Source organism: Bacteroides sp. 3_1_23, assembly GCF_000162555.1.
GTDB lineage: Bacteria > Bacteroidota > Bacteroidia > Bacteroidales > Bacteroidaceae > Bacteroides > Bacteroides ovatus.
Genome location: NZ_GG774953.1, coordinates 161,112 through 178,006, shown reverse-complemented (window position 1 = coordinate 178,006; position 16,895 = coordinate 161,112). Strand labels below are relative to the sequence as shown.

Annotated in this window: 10 protein-coding genes; 2 read left to right on the top strand and 8 right to left on the bottom strand. The window is 41.7% G+C overall.

Features of this window, described 5'->3' with window-relative positions; all coding sequences use genetic code 11:
* Together HMPREF9010_RS0124575 and HMPREF9010_RS08815 are read left to right on the top strand one after the other, a co-directional pair.
* The coding region (locus HMPREF9010_RS0124575) for an ISL3 family transposase (RefSeq protein ID WP_032852811.1) at positions 1-233 on the top strand (233 nt) is incomplete at its 5' end.
* A gap of 211 nt (positions 234-444) precedes the next feature.
* Positions 445-1,653 carry a hexokinase gene (locus tag HMPREF9010_RS08815; protein ID WP_008649939.1) on the top strand — a complete coding sequence of 403 codons (1,209 nt, stop codon included), beginning with the start codon at positions 445-447 and terminating at the stop codon, positions 1,651-1,653.
* A 153-nt stretch (positions 1,654-1,806) separates the two neighbouring features.
* Here the strand turns inward: HMPREF9010_RS08815 and HMPREF9010_RS08820 are convergent, their stop codons facing one another.
* From HMPREF9010_RS08820 to HMPREF9010_RS08855, 8 genes are all read right to left on the bottom strand, one after another.
* The gene (locus tag HMPREF9010_RS08820; RefSeq protein WP_004307068.1) at positions 1,807-3,801 is read right to left on the bottom strand and encodes a glycoside hydrolase family 97 protein; all 1,995 of its coding nucleotides are present in this window, start codon (positions 3,799-3,801) and stop codon (positions 1,807-1,809) included.
* 115 nt (positions 3,802-3,916) lie between these two features.
* A complete protein-coding gene (locus HMPREF9010_RS08825; RefSeq protein WP_032852797.1) occupies positions 3,917-5,011 on the bottom strand; it encodes a cellulase family glycosylhydrolase in 1,095 nt (364 codons plus the stop codon).
* A 126-nt stretch (positions 5,012-5,137) separates the two neighbouring features.
* Positions 5,138-7,249 carry a beta-galactosidase gene (locus tag HMPREF9010_RS08830; RefSeq protein WP_032852796.1) on the bottom strand — a complete coding sequence of 704 codons (2,112 nt, stop codon included), beginning with the start codon at positions 7,247-7,249 and terminating at the stop codon, positions 5,138-5,140.
* A gap of 135 nt (positions 7,250-7,384) precedes the next feature.
* Complete coding sequence (locus tag HMPREF9010_RS08835) at positions 7,385-9,433, bottom strand: DUF5125 domain-containing protein (protein ID WP_004327202.1); 2,049 nt, start codon at positions 9,431-9,433, stop codon at positions 7,385-7,387.
* A gap of 26 nt (positions 9,434-9,459) precedes the next feature.
* Positions 9,460-10,458 (bottom strand): family 43 glycosylhydrolase, encoded by a 999-nt coding sequence (locus tag HMPREF9010_RS08840; protein ID WP_004310635.1) that lies wholly within the window; start codon positions 10,456-10,458, stop codon positions 9,460-9,462.
* Positions 10,459-10,489: 31 nt separating this feature from the next.
* Complete coding sequence (locus tag HMPREF9010_RS08845) at positions 10,490-12,145, bottom strand: RagB/SusD family nutrient uptake outer membrane protein (protein ID WP_004307063.1); 1,656 nt, start codon at positions 12,143-12,145, stop codon at positions 10,490-10,492.
* A gap of 10 nt (positions 12,146-12,155) precedes the next feature.
* Complete coding sequence (locus HMPREF9010_RS08850; protein WP_008649921.1) at positions 12,156-15,521, bottom strand: SusC/RagA family TonB-linked outer membrane protein; 3,366 nt, start codon at positions 15,519-15,521, stop codon at positions 12,156-12,158.
* Positions 15,522-15,788: 267 nt separating this feature from the next.
* Positions 15,789-16,802, bottom strand: coding sequence for a FecR family protein (locus HMPREF9010_RS08855; protein WP_008649919.1), 1,014 nt, complete (start codon positions 16,800-16,802; stop codon positions 15,789-15,791).
* Between the last annotated feature and the right edge of the window lie 93 nt (positions 16,803-16,895).

The following is a 16,895-nucleotide window of genomic DNA, read 5'->3' as shown; positions in this document are numbered from 1 at the left end:
ATAAGGATATTAGAAAGTGGATTGAAAAAGCGAAGGCAACACGGAATATGGCACTGACGAACTTTGCATATGGTATTGAAAAAGACTGGGAGGCAGTACAGGCAGCTATTGATATCCCCTTCAGTAACGGATTACTGGAGGGGACAGTGAATAAAATTAAAGCGGTAAAAAGACAGATGTACAATAGGGCAGGAATTAAACTACTGAGAGCGAAGATTATTTATTCACAATAGAAGAAGTACCACCAAATTTGACGAAGAACCAAAAATCATTTGCAGGAGAACTTGAATTCAACGAAAGGTTATTTTTTAGGAAAGAGCAAAAAAGAAAGAGATAAATCAGGAATCCGGCCGAATCCATATACCGTATACCGACCGACCGAGCAAAATTCCTTTTCAGTTGTTATTCATATATATCATAGTATACACAATAAAAGTCAATATCATGGAGAAGAATATTTTTCAGTTAGATAATGAGCAACTCAAAGAAATTGCCCGTTCATTCAAAGCAAAAGTAGAAGAGGGATTGAACACTGAAAATGCAGAGATACAATGCATTCCAACTTTTATCACTCCGAAAGCAAGTAGTATTAATGGTAAATCGTTAGTGCTTGATTTGGGAGGAACCAATTATCGGGTGGCAATCGTTGACTTCAGTAAAGTTCCTCCAACTATTCACCCCAACAATGGTTGGAAGAAAGACATGTCGGTTATGAAATCTCCCGGCTATACCCGCGAGGAATTATTCAAAGAATTGGCAGACATGATTACCGGAATAAAACGGGAGAAAGAAATGCCAATCGGATATTGCTTTTCTTATCCGACAGAGTCTGTGCCAAGCGGAGATGCCAAACTATTGCGCTGGACAAAAGGAGTTGACATAAAAGAGATGATCGGAGAAGTGGTAGGAAAGCCTTTACTGGATTATCTAAACGAAAGAAATAAAATCAAGTTTACGAATATAAAAGTGCTTAATGACACCGTAGCCAGTTTATTTGCAGGACTTACCGACAGCAGTTACGATGCATATATAGGTCTGATTGTGGGAACAGGTACCAATATGGCTACTTTTATTCCGGCTGACAAAATTAAGAAGTTAAGTTCGTCACATAAGGTTGATGGCTTGATTCCCGTTAATCTGGAGTCAGGGAACTTCCATCCGCCATTCCTCACCGCAGTAGATAATACGGTAGATGTAATCTCCGACAATCCGGGAAGACAACGTTTCGAGAAAGCTGTATCCGGCATGTACTTGGGAGACATTCTAAAAGCGACTTTCCCTCTGGAAGAATTTGAAGAAAAATTCGATGCACAAAAGCTTACCTCTATCATGAACTATCCCGATATTTATAAAGAAGTGTATGTGCAGGTAGCACAGTGGATATATGGCAGATCAGCGCAATTGGTTGCAGCTTCACTTACAGGGCTTATCATGTTGCTAAAGTCATACAATAAGGAGATAAGGAGAATTTGCCTGGTTGCCGAAGGAAGTCTTTTCTGGAGCAAGAATAGAAAAGATAAAAACTATAATATGATTGTCATGGAGAAATTACGGGAACTCTTCAGTTTATTTGGTTTGGAAGACGTAGAGATCGACATAAAAAGTATGAATAATGCCAATCTGATAGGAACAGGTATTGCGGCATTATCCTGACACGTTCTAATTTGTCATTGCATGGCAGGTCTTCAATCAACCTGTTCATAAAAATTCGATGCTGTATCAAATTTACTGAACAGCATCGAACCTATTTCAAACTTATCAAATCCGGTTCAATATTTAGATAGAATATAGAACCTAAAGTAGCTATTATTTGATCTTCAGTGCAAAACCGCCTCCGGGTGCCAAATGAATCTTCAACTTACTGTCATTCTTTATCCGGAAAGATTCACATTTATAATCACGTCCAACCCGGTGGGCATTCACTCCATCTTTAAATAATGTAGCATCGTATGTCTTGTCGCCCAAGAAGGAACAATCGACTTCAATGTCACGTGCCGTCCAATCGGTAATTCCACCTACATACCAGACATTTCCTGCCCGGCGTGCCGTTACGATGTACTCTCCCATTTTACCATCAAGCACGATACTTTCATCCCATACGGTCGGAATATTGGCAATAAATTCGGTCGATTCCGGTTCGCGCATATAGTTGCTTGGCGCATCGCACAGCATATTGAAAGGAGACTCGAATACCACATACAGAGCAAGTTGGCGACAGCGAGTTCCCTGGCTCATAGGTTCCGAGTTACAAGGATAATAGTTACCTTTCGAAGCATTACGCATCGCGCCTTGGGTGTAATCCATCGGACCGGAAACCTGACGGGTGAAAGGCAACAGTACGTCATACTTCACCTGATCGACCGAAGCCGGACTCCATTTCATCTGTTCCAAGCCATTAACCCCTTCAAAGTTCAACACATTCGGATAGGTACGATTCAAGCCGGCCGGTTTATGCGTTCCATGCAAATCGAGAATCAATTTATATTTAGCACACATTTCGGCAGCCCGATAATTGAATGCTGTCATATACTGATCGTCACGATCCATAAAATCGACCTTAAAGCCTTTGACTCCCATGTCAGCAAAATAACGGCAAACGTTCTCCATATCACGATCGAAGGCATAATAACCAGCCCAAAGAATGATACCTACATTTTTGGAAGCGGCATAATCTACCAGTTCTTTCAGATTAATATCTTTCACTACTTGCATCAAATCCGCCTGCAGGTTGACTGCCCAACCTTCATCAAGGATTACATATTCTATTCCGTTTGCAGAAGCGAAATCAATATATGCTTTATAAGTCGGATTATTTACTCCGGTGATAAAATCAACGCCATCCAAGTTCCAGTTATTCCACCAATCCCATGCCACTTTACCGGGCTTGATCCATGAAATATCCGTCAGACGGGAAGGAGCAGCCAACAAATAGCTCAAGTTGCTTGCCGCCAAATCTTTATCGGAAGTGGTAACAATGCTCATTCGCCATGGAAAACTTCGGGGGTTATCTACTTTGGCAATGTAAGCTTCACGCTCTTTCACCAACATCTGAAGTTGATTGTGTCCGCCCTGCACCGTCTTCTTGGGATAAGGAGCGAATTGACCCGTCAACCGTTTTTCCCCTTCAGCAGCAGATAAATAGAGACCGGGATAATTCTCCAAACCGGATTCTGTGATACAAATCTTGACACCTTCACCAGCATCCACTACTAACGGCAGAAACATCAAACGTTTTTTATTCAGTTTCGATAATCGATCAGTAGTATAAGTGTTCTCGAAAGAATTGAAATATTGGGATTCGTAATCACCATCTTTCCCCGCTTTTACATACGGAACAGAGGCTACCATATCGGACGGGAAACGGTAATCTACAGTTTCATCCACTACATTGAAAGGTTTCTTCGACCGGCTGACAAAGCGATATGCAATACCATCATTGTAAGCACGAAACTCTACGTTCCAATCTTTCTTAAACCGGAGAGTCAGTTCATTATAGTAATCTCTTAGTTCGTTGGCGCGATAGAAAGGAGAAGGAACCATCTGATCTACTTTTTTCCCGGAAGTGCCGGCCAACTTTGCTTTCTCTCCCCAAACTTCTCCATTCTCCAATGTCATTGAAATTGGAGAAGAAGCCAGTATCTGACGTCCGTCACAATGGATGTCATAAGTCAACTTATCACCGACGGTAATAGTTGTTTGGAGTTTCCCATCCGGAGAGTTCAAGGTAAATTGTTTTTGTGCTTGTACCGTAAGCGTACATGCGACAACACATAGAAATAATAAAATCTTCAGTTTTTTCATGGTTTTAATTATAGTAGTTATCAAATCATAAGAAGAATGATGCAAAAATAAAATAATATATGGTAGTAACCTATATGAAAACTAAAAAACAGAAATGAAAAATGAATACGGGATTCTATCTTTTTCCTGTCAGAGATTTTATGCAATCGACTTCTTCCAGCTGAAAAGGTACTCCGTTAGAACGATAAATATCATGGAACCATAACTCCGTCTCTTCTCCCGACGGAATCACTTCATCCCAAGCAAAAATAGTATTTGTCTTTCCTGCAACAAATCCCCAATTAATAGCTCCGGTCTTTTCTTTTTTCATCAGAGGAAGGACATTGCAAAAACGGCTGTCATTGCGGCGGGCCATATATTCGGTACAGATCAACGGACGGTTAAGCATCTTTAGAAATTTGATGCACTCGGCATGCCGTGCCTCATTATCGTAATTATGATAAGAGATAATGTCCGAATGATTCAGCATAAATGCATTCAGAACATTCTTGCGGGAAGAATTATAGTCCCAGATACCGGCAGTAATCGGTTGTGACGGTTTACAGTCGCGTACCCAGCGAAAAACATTGGTCAATAAAGACAAAGAGGTTTCCTCGTGTTTACTATTTCCGGGTTCATTATACAAATCCCACATCAATATCCGATCATCATGAGCGTAAGTGCGTACAATATCTTTGATATACTCTTGTAGAAAAGGATACAAAGTCAACGTATCCTTGCGCAAGCTGCATGAAGGGTCCTGTACCCATCCGGAATTATGAACTCCCGGCTTCGGCTCCGGTTGTTTGCCATAAGCCGACTCTGGATTCCAACAATCATCAAAGAACACAAACATAGGACGGATTGAATACTTCCGACAAATATTCAAGAATTCATCCACACGTTTTTTCATTCCTGTTGCATCATTTTGCCATACAACACTGCTCAAGAAAACGCGTAAGGTATTAAAGCCCAGTTCATGTGCCCATGAAAGTTCTTTGTCTATCTGCTCAGAATCGAAAGTAACCGCACTCCACATTTCTATCTGATTGATTGCCGTTGCCGGAATATAATTGCAACCTACCAACCAAGGCTGATTGTCATACCATTCCTGTATCTTCTCTTCCGACCAACGGCTGTTGTTTGAAGAATTAGAATCCTGTGTACAGGCGCATACACATATCCCCAAAAAGAATAAAAACACAACATTAACACACCATTTATTTTTCATGCTATTTCAATTGATTAATATATAAATCTATTTGTTCATTTTTTATCTTAAGATCAAACAAAGAGAGTAAACCCGTAAAGGGTATAAAAGACCAAATTCTTTATCTTCATTTTTCCTGTTAGCTGATTATTTATGCCTGTTGTCTGATTTTTCTTTCCACACCACTACTCCCGCAGCTTCGAGGCGTGCACTGCCGATCAGTATCTCCGCCTTGTCGGGAATGGCTATTTCCTGAACGTCCGATGTATAATTTAAAGCGATGTAAAAACCGTCACGCCATTCTTTCACTACTCCGTACGGCAAATCTTCGGTCGATACGCCTGCTTCTGTATATACACGACGTACCACCTCTTTTTCCAGTTTGCCGTCATCGGTATCCGTTCCGATATAAGTGACCGTTCCCTTACCCAGTTTGTGGTGTATCACGGAAGCGGCTCCTTTATAAAACTGGTCTGTATAGACAGCCCACACATCTGTTCCGGCAGCCGGTGTCAGTACGTCTCCCCAATTATTCCAGGCAAATTCCTTACCCTCGAAATCGATCTTTCCGTACAGATTGTGGGGCAGATGGTCATAATACAGGCTATTTATTCCGGCTAGTTGATGAATCGGAGCAGCCAAAGGAGCCTCCCACAGTTTGGCGTCACGGTCTTTCTGACCGGTACGGCAAGTCAGGATCAGATGTCCTCCCTTCTTCACATATTCAGTCCAACGTTCCACCAGCTTGTTGTCAAGCAACTGATAGGCAGGAGCTATCAAGAAAGGATAACCGGAAAAATCCTCTTTCTCCGAAATCACGTCTACCGGAGCTGCAAAAGATTTTAGCAGATTGTAATATTTATGCACGTGAGCCATCGTCCGCCATTGATCCGTCTGCCGCTGAAACTCCATTTCCCAATAATTACTCATATCGAAAAGTAAACCAATACGCCGGGAGGCCAGTTGACCGGGCATACGATTTTTCTTATCGTAGGCGGCACGCAGTTTTTTCATCTCCTGCGTAATGCGTACATATTCTTCACCGCCCGGAGAAAGAGTTACTCCATCAGTCATTATCATACCGTAATGATATTGCTCACTGCCTTTCAGAGGTTGACGGAAACGGTAATTGCATACGAATTTCCCACCACCTGCAAAGACGTGATACACCCACATACGGATGGCACCGGGTAAAGGTTGGGGGTTATACACTCCCCAGTTCACCTGCCCGGGTTGGAGTTCCATAACTCCAAAGGCTTTACCTACGCGATTACGGAACTGGTCGTTTGAGAAACCGAGATCTTCCGGAATACCCATCCGGAAACCCTGGCTGCCTATTCCCTGATTATGTCCGGTCACCAGATAGCGGGTGTAGGTCAGGAAATCCGGATAATCGATCCGTACCGGATCAACCGGATTGAAAATAGGTATCAGGTTGGTAGTGATCCATTGGTCTTTGTGGATATGCCGCCGGAGGATGTCTGCCTGCATATTGACAAAGCCCGCCAGTTCGTCCGCCATAAAGCGGTTCAAATCGAGCATGGCGTGAGGATTGGCCTTATCAGGTACTTCCTGCTGGTTGGGAAGGCGAACCTGCTCGAAGTTCTGATAGGTTTCACTCCAGAAAGAGGCACCCCAGGTATCATTCAGTTTGTCAATAGTGCCGTATTTCTTCTGTAACCAGATACGGAATTTGGCTTGTGCATTTTCACTGTAATCTACCACCCCGTAGTGTCCCGGTTCATTGTCAATCTGCCAGCCGATAACAGTGGGATTATTGCCATAATGTATTGCCAGGCGGGAAACGATATTTTCTACATAATGACGGTAGCGATCGCTACTCCAGGAAGCGTGCTGACGTCGTCCGTGTTGAATGGTCACTCCATTATCCCGTTGAATCAGTATGTCGGGATATTTTTTCGACAGCCAGACGGGAGGCGTGGGGGTAGGTGTACACATGATTACTTTCAGACCATACTTCTCTGCCAGAGAGACTGCACGATCCAGCCATTCAAAATGATATTCTCCCTCTTCCGGTTCCATCATAGACCAGGCGAACTCTGCAAAATGGGTGAATTTGATGCCCATTTCCGACATTTTCTTCAAATCACGCTCCCATTGGGAGGAATCCCATTGCTCGGGATAATAGTAAGAGCCCAAAGCAAACAACTCTTCCGGAGGAAAAGACTTATCGACCGGAGACTGGGAAAAGGATGATAATGAAAACAATAAAGTTAAGACAAATAGGAAATTCTTCATGAATATTATTTTTAGAATCTATATGATAAGACATTTCTGAAAGAAAAAGCCACATTGCTATTTGTATAAAGAGGTCGTGTTTCGGTGAAACCCGGCCTCTTTATCTTATGTAACACTAATACCTATGTCAGACTATTATCTCTTTGTAAACGTACAGGTATTTGTATTCATATCCAGTTTGACATGATATATACCGGCTCTGAAATTATTTCCCGGTCCAAAGTTCTCTGTTTCCTTCCATTGATCTCCATCCCAATAACCGCCCCGGGCTATTAAATCACCTTCAGATACGATGGTCACATCAAACGAAGTAATTTCATTATTCCAACCTTTTCTTTTATAAAATCTGAACATGAAATCGTTGTTCAGAAGGAGGTTAGTTTCATATACACGATCTCCGGTCTTCACACAACAAATAAAGTCTTTTGGATTATCCCATCCCCAATTTCCAATGTCATCGGGAAGGAGTCCGCTGATTCTAGGATGGCCGAAGGCAGCTCCAGTTATCCATACTGTTTCCGGGAATTCCGTATCGGTCGTTTTCTCTACATATATAAGTTCTCTATCCTTATTATATGAAATCCGATACTTACCGTCCGGAGCGTTAAACTTATATTGTCCATTTTCATTCGTAAAGTATTCCGGTTGAAGCATATAGTCCAGATAACTAAATCCTTCGAAATCGACCACTTGTCCTTTCGTGAGGTTTAACTCTACAGCGATATAGCTTGGATTAGTAGATTGAGTCAGTTCCGTACCATTTATTTTATAAGATTCCGGTCCAAGTTGTCCTTCATCCACCTTATCAATAAACATACATATATTCTTATTCAAATCTATCCGGACACGATATACTCCCGGTGTGAAATCCGGTCCGGCTACAAAATCACCGGTAAAATGTCCGCCACCAGTGCCACCTGTCGCCGGATCACTGTAATACCATCCCTTACCCAATAAATTAACAGGTTGCGTATTGACAATAGTACTAGCCAGTTCACCTCCCCAAGGACGTTGTTTGTAGAATTTAAACTGGAAATCTTTAACCAGATAAAGAGTGGTTTCAAAAATATTGTCTGCTACCTTCACACACTGGAATGCATCACTCGGCAAGTTGAAAGTCCATGCACCGACAGTCACCCGTCCGGCTTGAGGATGTCCGAAACTGGATCCGCAAACCCATAACCCATCCGGATAATTCACCGAGCGGTTTTCCAGATATGTCAGTTTGTTTATCGGATCATAATACAATTTATAGTTTCCGTCTACTCCTATAAATGTAGCTTTATCTTTTGTTATGTTTTCAAAGAAATCCGGTTGAAGCATCTTTCTCACATCACCAAAATTGCTGAAAGTCACTTCATCACCTTTATGAAGTTCCAAAGCAATGCCCAGAAAAGATGAAGCCTCTTCTAATATACCCATTTCCTGACCGTTAACCAGGAAAGATTGTTCTTGAATATTCTCATCTTTCGCTTCAAAAGCACAAGTGTTATTGTTCAAATCGAGCGTGATAAGATAAACTCCGGGTTGGAACAGCGGTCCCGGAATAAAATCTCCTCCCGTCTTTCCGGCAACCAAGAAAGGGGTAGTTAGAGTGATATTATCTTCGGGAAGAGTAGTGATCTCATTGTCTCCCTCTCCCCAGCCTCTATGCTTGAAAAACTTAAATGAGAAGTTATTAGCCAGATAGAGAGTCAGTTGAAAAACATTGTCGGCACTTTTATAACAATAAAGCACATTGTTAGGTCCGTCCATACTCCAACCGCTTGTGGTAACCAGCCTCGCTTGAGGATGTCCCCAGTTGGCTCCGCAGAACCATAATCCGTCCGGATAGGTCGCCCCGGCTTTTTCTATGTACAAAAGCTCATTAGCAGGATCATAAAGCACACTATAATCAGCCGTCTCTCCTTTGAAACGGGCCTTATTTTCGGACACATATTCAAAGTAATCCGGTGAAAGAATGGATTCTATTTCGTCAATCCCCGAAAACTCGACTTCCTGTCCTTTTTCCAGATGAAGCTTTTTTCCCTGAAAATTAGAGTAAATCTCTTCATCCAACACTTGACCTCCTACAGAAAGAGGAGAGGCAAGTTTCCATTCCGGCCATTGATCCCATTTCTGTACGTCATCACTGCAAGATGCCGTTAACAGCAACAGAAGGACCGTATATATATAATATTTCATAATGCAGTCATATTAAGATTATACATTTATTTTTTATATGCTTTCAGCAGAGCTTGATAAACTGTTTCGTTCACCTTCACAATACAGCCGTGTCGTGCGCCGGGTCTGTCCGTACCATCCTTTACATTAGGTCCGGAGAAAGTACGTTCTTTCCATGGCCCGTCCATAGAGGTCGACTGAAACAAATGATACCCATAAGGTTTGGCTGCATAAGATTCCGCATAAATAAACCAACCGCTATGATTCGGCCGTTCGATAAAAATAGGTGCTTCACGCATCATATCATTCGGAGTGACAGGTGCTCCCGGATTGGTATAGGGACCAGTCAGATTGGAAGAGGTGGCAATACGGACTGTTTTCCCTGTTTCCGGAGCAACAGCCGGATCGCGTTCGTCTTTCATAATCGCATAATAAACACCGTTTACTTTACGGATAATAGCATCGATAATAGCCATATTCTCATCCGTACCGGTAAAATTGAATAATTTCTGTGGTTCCGTATAGGTCTCGAAATCCTTTGTCAACACATAGAGAGTGCGCATACTGTCCCAATCGTCCTTATCCGGGTCGTTGCAGGCATGCCAGCTTATAATGTACTGTTCGCTATCCTTGTCATAAAACATTTTGGGTGCTCCCCAATAATAGGTAGTATAGAATCCCTGTGCATTACTACGATTAAAAATCATTTCATTCAACTGGGTAGATGTCCATGTCACCAGATTTTCCGAACGCCATAAAGCCAGCGGATTGACTGCAATCATATAGAAAGCTCCGTCATGTCCCTGACAAATATCAGGATGTCCAATGTAAGCGCTATTGATGATCCGGCCTTTATTCAGTGTTTCCCAGTTGATGCCATCCCGGGAAACAGCATAATATAACTTTCCATAATTTGCATTAGTCATGTGGGCGAACAAATATCCGCCATCAGTTTCCACCGGAATTTCTTCTCTGCCTGTTTCTGCATCATCCGAACACGACCAACTCATTAAAGACAATAATAGACCAATTATATAGTAACTCATACGTTTCATATCTTTTATTCAGTTAATAGGTTTAATTTATACTTTGTTGCGCTTTGCTCTTATCCTCCGCCCAACCCGGACGTTCCCAAGTCTGCTTCAGCTCTTTTCCATAAGAAATGGCCTGTTCGACTGCATAGTTAGGAATCGGCATGTACTGATGCGTCGGCATTATGCCTTTCGCCTTATACATTTCTTGCGCGTATTTATTAAAACGGATCAAGTCAATCTTTCGATTACCTTCATAGAAAAATTCATGTCCCCGCTCTATCAGAATAGCGTTTAAAAAAGCGTCTTTTGTATTGGTTGTCACACTCGGCAAGTCCGACAGCCCAGCTCTTTTCCTCACCTGATTCACCGCATTTATAGCAGCTACGGAAGGTACAGTTCCTGTTTTACGCACTTCTGCCTCTGCATACATCAATAATACATCGGCCCATCTTGCCAAAGGAATATCAGTACCCTGGAAAGTAGTCATCGTTTCCTGCGGGAATTTATTTATAATATATCCGTTCCATCTCACCCCCAGATTATCTTTGTTGATAACGACACCATTCTTGTCCTTATAACTGGTTACAATGGTTTTCAGACGACCGTCGTTGCTTTCGAAAGCATCGTAGTATTTTTTATCCATACTGAAAGCCTGGAACCATCCACCTCCCATTGGAAAAGGATCCCCTTTTGCCACATCAGAAGGTAAAGCCCACATCAGGAAAGGATTCGCATTTCCATGCTTCGGGTTACCATCAGCAGTAGGGCTACAACTGACAGCCATAATCATTTCTTTATTGAATTTATTGGCATTCTTGAACAGGTCAACGTACGGAGTACTTCCGGTTTTAAACAAATCATATTTGCCCGTATTGAGTTCATTATACATATCAATCGCTCTCTGATAATAACCTTCCATGTGTTCACCCTCGTTCAGACAGTGTTTCATCAGGCAGAAGCGGGCATAGTCACGCGTATAGCGTCCCAAATCCGGGGCTACTTCGGGAGCATTCTTTGCGGCAAATTCCAGATCATCCGTAATCCATTGAGTCATTTCATCCAAAGAAGGGCGCACGGTATTCGACAACGCTTCCGGATCAATTACTTTTTCGGGATCCAGGATTACCGGTACGGGACCGTAAACATGCAACAGGAAGTACATCATCAATCCACGACACAAACGTGCTTCTCCAAGTAAATTATTCTTCTTTTCTTCCGTAAGAGCAGTCAGGGGAGCTTTTTCCAACGTTCCAATCACTTCAGTCATACGGGTCACCTGGGCTGTTTTCGGGAAATGATTCAAGTTACCACCGTCGTCTACATTTCCACGCCAGTAATAAAAGCAATTACTGTAATCTCCTTTACTAAGGCGTTCCCAGTCTGCACCTACTGTGGTAGCAGGCGCACATATATCAGAAGCAGAATCAAACATACGCACCGCTCCTCCAGACTGTATATGAATACCATGTTGCAAACCACCCGAACCCATATCATACGTCCAAACCGTAGTATAAGGCAGGTAGCAAACCATCATATAGGAAACATACTCTTGCTCTGTGGAAGGATATTCTCCCTGTAACAAAGCTCCGTAAATATAAGGATCAAAATTATTCTCACAACTACCGAATAAGAGTTGCAAGGAAACAAGCATCGGTAAAAAGAACTTCTTTTTCATACGACATAATTTGTTAGATTTCATAGCTTGAAGTTTAGAAGGTTAATTTTGCACCTATTGAATAAACTCTCATTTGAGGATACTGTCCTCCGATCAGATTCGAAGAAGAAGTGTTGATTTCAGGGTCATATCCTTTGTATTTGGTAAAGGTCAAAGGATTCTGAAAGTCGACAAACACACGTATTCCTCTAATATACCCTTTAAATATGGATAATTCTTTGGGACCCAGGTTATATCCCAATGTGATGTTTCTCACACGCACATAAGAGGCATTTTCTCTTGTATAATCAAAGCCCAGATTTTCGGGTAAAGCCACTGATTTACTGATTGCGATACCCGGGAAATGTCCGTTCATGTTTGTCTGGGTATTCCAGATGTTATAAGAATAGATACCAACATTGTGCGCATCCACTCCTCTGGAGAGATTTCCGGCATCTGCACTATAACTATATGCGTCATTCCATTTCTTTACACCTAATTGTCCGTACATAAATATATCCAGATCAAAGTTTTTCCATGTAAATGTATTGCCAAAACCAAAATATAATTTAGGAAGCATGTTATCCATGTAAGAGTCATTCACGTCAATGATTCCATCGCCGTTTTTATCTTCTACAATAGGATAACCCGGCATACAGGCAGCAGGACCTAATGAACGTTGCGATTCGGGCATATTACTCTTATCCACATCAATGATACCGGTCGTTTTATAATAATAGAATGCATTCATCGGTTCATTTTTCCTTTTCTGATATTTTTGATAATCATAGTTGGGCATACGTTCTATCCATACCGCGTTATAATGGGACATTGTAATTTGAGAGGTCCATTTGAAATTATGTGTCTGAAGATTCAGCGAATTCAAGCTCACATCTACTCCGGTACGTTTATAATGTCCTCCATTGATAGGACGTGTTCCGTGCATTCCCAATAATTCAGTCGGTGCTGTACCCAACAAATGGGTTACGTCATTACGGAATATATCTACACTACCCCAGATTCTATCTCTAAGAACGGAAAAATCCAATCCGATATTTTTCATAACCGTCTTTTGCCAGGTTACATCTTCATAGTTGGCACCGGACAGTATGTAAGGAATATAGGTGACCGAATTATTATTAAACTGAACATCTTCACGGGTAGTTGTTACAATACCATATAGTGTTGTACCTAAGTTATCACTACCTGTTTCACCGTAACTGGCTCTTAATTTCAACATATTAATCCAGGAGATATTCTTTATAAATGATTCTTCATTCATTTTCCATGCAAGAGAAACAGATGGAAAGAGGGCGTATTTCTTACTGGGAAAGAATTTATCCGTACCGTCACGGCGCAATGAAGCGGATACTACATAGCGTCCGAATAAGTCGAAACTTCCTCTGACAAACTGTGATCTCTTTTCATTCTTATATTTATAGGAAGTCGGATAGAAAGGACCGTCTGCCATACCTACGCTACTTCCCTGTATATGGTCATTGGCATTTTCATAAGATATATCCGAACCATCGCCACTATCAAGATAACGTCCCATACCGGCCATCAAATTCATATCCAATAACTCTCCAAATTTATGTTGGAATGTTAATGTACCTTCGAGAGTGCTTTGCTGCCTTTTTCCATATCCTAAGTTTCCTCTGGATTTACGTTGCAATGCGTAGTAAATATCAGAAGGAATGTAAGAATCACGAGAGGTATTTTCCTTGTTCAAGCCATACAATACTTTGGCTGAAAGCATATTCTTGATAATATCGACATCCAGTGAGAAGTTCATGTAGTAACCACTTTGCTCGGATTTGTCATTAATATCTTGCATGGAAACGGGATTAGGCGTCCGGCTGAATACATTATATTGTCCTTCGGCATCGTACACGGGAAGATAAGAGGGATAGAAGATTGCTCCGAAAAGTGCTCCGGCTCCCTGATCTCTTAAGTTTCCGACATCTCCGCCGACAGTAGAGTTCGTGTAATTATTCTGATTCAAGTTGACAATTGTTGTCAGTTTCAGGAAATTAGTCAGCTGGGATGTGATGTTTGTACGCAGGGAGTATCGCTCCATATCCGAATTATAAACGGTAGCGTCTTCTTTATAGTAGTTAACGCCCAGATAGTATTTAAACTTTTCCGAACCACCGCTAATCGTCAGATTATGATTGGTCACTGCACCTGTTTTCAGTACCTTGTCCAGCCAATCCGTAGTCGGGGCATTGGCTATTTGTGTCGGTGTAAAGATAGGTGTCCATTTATCGTCATAAGCGGCATTTCCATAAGGATACTGGCCTTTGTCATATAAATAATTCTCTTTACTGAACACATTCACCATGTTCATCAGTTCGGGTCCGCTCAATACATCCAGATAAGGATAATGTTTTTGCACGGAATAGCTTCCTTCATACACGATGGTCGGTTTTCCCTCTTTTCCTTTTTTGGTAGTCACCAGAATAACACCATCCGCTGCTCCGATACCATAAATTGCTGCAGAAGCATCCTTCAGGATTTCAATGGATTCAATATCATTGGGGTTTAATCCGGCCAGTCCGGCACGATTGACGGAAGAAGGAAGTGACGTACTTCCCGTGCCGACTTCAAAAGAGCCGCTAGGCATAACTACTCCATCCACCACATAAATCGGTGTACCACCTCCACGAATGGAGATATTAATACCTCCTCCCGGCTGGGGACTGGCAACGGTTGCCTGCAAACCGGCAGCACGTCCCAGCAACATTCCTGAGATATTGCTAGTAGCCGCTTTGGATATTTTTTCAGTTTTTACGGTAGCGATAGAAGTAGTCAGGTTTTTACGGGAGGTTGTACCATACCCCACCACTACCACCTCGTCCAATATTTGCTGATTTTCAGCCAAGGTGACAGATAAAGATACCCGGTCGCCCACCTTTACTTCCTGTGTCTGATAACCGATATAGGAGACTTCCAATACAGCTCCCGGTGACACTTCCAGAGAGAACTTAGCATCCAAATCAGATGCGGTTCCGTTGGTTGTTCCTTTTTCCTTGATGGTAGCACCGATGATCGGTTCACCATTGGCATCGCTCACTGTACCTGTGACTTTACGCTTTTTAGTGTCTTTAGAGGTATTCTGCCGCGCTTGCCCTTTTTGGACAATAATATTCTTGCCCTTTACCTCATAAACAACTTCTTGCCCGTACAATATCTGATCGATAGCTTCATTCAATTGTTTTGCCTTTACACTTACAATCTTTCTGGTATCCAGGTCTCCCACTTTATATACGAAAGAATATCCGCTTTTATTCTTCAATTGCGTCATTGCTTCTTTCACTGAAACATTATTCATTTTCAATGAAACGGCCTGGGCTAGCATTGCTATGTTAAGGCAAAAGAGAGCCACGACCATTAATATGGCCTTCTTCCTGTAATTCATAAAATAAACAAATTATTTAATTAAAACTTGAATAACTCGTTTTAAAAGAGATGTATTTTGCTAACTTTGCATAATCTCTTTTGAAAACATGCTCACGTTTGAAAGTTGTTGAAGAAGAGATTCAGGAGCCGGAAGATGTTCGAGATCTTCCGGTTTTTATTTTTCTCTCCTTATCATTCACTAAAGACTATTCAGTATTATTTCCTTTACTCATATTCTTCAATTATAAGGTTAAACAATCATAGTATTATAATCTCTGGTAACCGGTTAATAGATAGTTATATTGCGCTCTTCAATTTTATATTGTATTTTCTCTGTAGATACCAACGCATCCAACACTTCCTGAATACTTTGTTCCCGACGGACGAAGTTTCCGTAGAACCGGAATTTATTTAATGAATCATTAGCTATGTGGATATTCACATTGTAGCTACGTTCCAGTTCTTTCACGATGTCCGGCAAAAGTTCTTCATCAAAAAACAGATAGCCATCCGTCCATTGGGAGGCATTGGAGGCTGTGACCGTTTCTACGGTCATCAATCCGTTCGCTTTGTTTAATATCGCTCTCTCGTCGGGTGCAAGGAAAGCTTCTTTCTCTTTTTTCAGTAAATTATTTAATTCCACTTTCCCTTCCAACAAGGATACTACCACTTCATGATCTTCCGGATAATCGCGGAAATTAAATTTTGTTCCCAATACCTGCAATTGCAAATCTTTAGTCTTTACAAAGAAAGGGAGTTTCTCATTCCGTTGGACTTCAAAATATCCCTCGCCTTCTAATTCTACTTTACGGTTATCTACTCCGAAGCCTTGTGAGTAGGTCATTCGTGAACCGGCATTCAACCAAACCAATGTACCATCAGGCAAATAAAGTTTCGTTCTTGATCCTAAAGGAGCCTCTACGGATATATCTGCAAAAGTGTCTTTTACATTCACTCCTCCCTGCCAATATGAGAAGCATCCTACTGCAAGTATGACTGCGATAATCGCGGCATAACGCCACAACGCCGACAAACGGAATTCCTGGCGAGGAGCTTTCTCCACTTGCTTCCGGCTCCCGATACGATTCTTAAAGGTATCGAATGCCTTGTCTTTATTGTATTTCGACGCGGCTTCACGGCTCACGGCAGAGAACCAGACTTCCCGTTGCTGAATAAAATAATCCTCATTTTCAGGTGATGCAGCTATCCATGCTTTTAGTTCGGCTAAAGCATTTTTGTCCAAACCTTCGGTCAGATAGGTTGCAATCAATTCATCAATATGTTTCTTTTCTTCTTCCATTTTTCTGCGTTCTATAAAGGAGACAGTAGATTTTTAATTGAGGGTAGTCTAAAAATGACTTTTTTTCGTTTTTACCCGAAAAAAAATAAAAAG

Coding starts and splice junctions, on each gene's coding strand:
- HMPREF9010_RS08815 (WP_008649939.1), top strand. CDS start 445: ATGGAGAAGAATATTTTTCAGTTAGATAATGAGCAACTCAAAGAAATT.
- HMPREF9010_RS08820 (WP_004307068.1), bottom strand. CDS start 3,801: ATGAAAAAACTGAAGATTTTATTATTTCTATGTGTTGTCGCATGTACG.
- HMPREF9010_RS08825 (WP_032852797.1), bottom strand. CDS start 5,011: ATGAAAAATAAATGGTGTGTTAATGTTGTGTTTTTATTCTTTTTGGGG.
- HMPREF9010_RS08830 (WP_032852796.1), bottom strand. CDS start 7,249: ATGAAGAATTTCCTATTTGTCTTAACTTTATTGTTTTCATTATCATCC.
- HMPREF9010_RS08835 (WP_004327202.1), bottom strand. CDS start 9,433: ATGAAATATTATATATATACGGTCCTTCTGTTGCTGTTAACGGCATCT.
- HMPREF9010_RS08840 (WP_004310635.1), bottom strand. CDS start 10,458: ATGAGTTACTATATAATTGGTCTATTATTGTCTTTAATGAGTTGGTCG.
- HMPREF9010_RS08845 (WP_004307063.1), bottom strand. CDS start 12,145: ATGAAATCTAACAAATTATGTCGTATGAAAAAGAAGTTCTTTTTACCG.
- HMPREF9010_RS08850 (WP_008649921.1), bottom strand. CDS start 15,521: ATGAATTACAGGAAGAAGGCCATATTAATGGTCGTGGCTCTCTTTTGC.
- HMPREF9010_RS08855 (WP_008649919.1), bottom strand. CDS start 16,802: ATGGAAGAAGAAAAGAAACATATTGATGAATTGATTGCAACCTATCTG.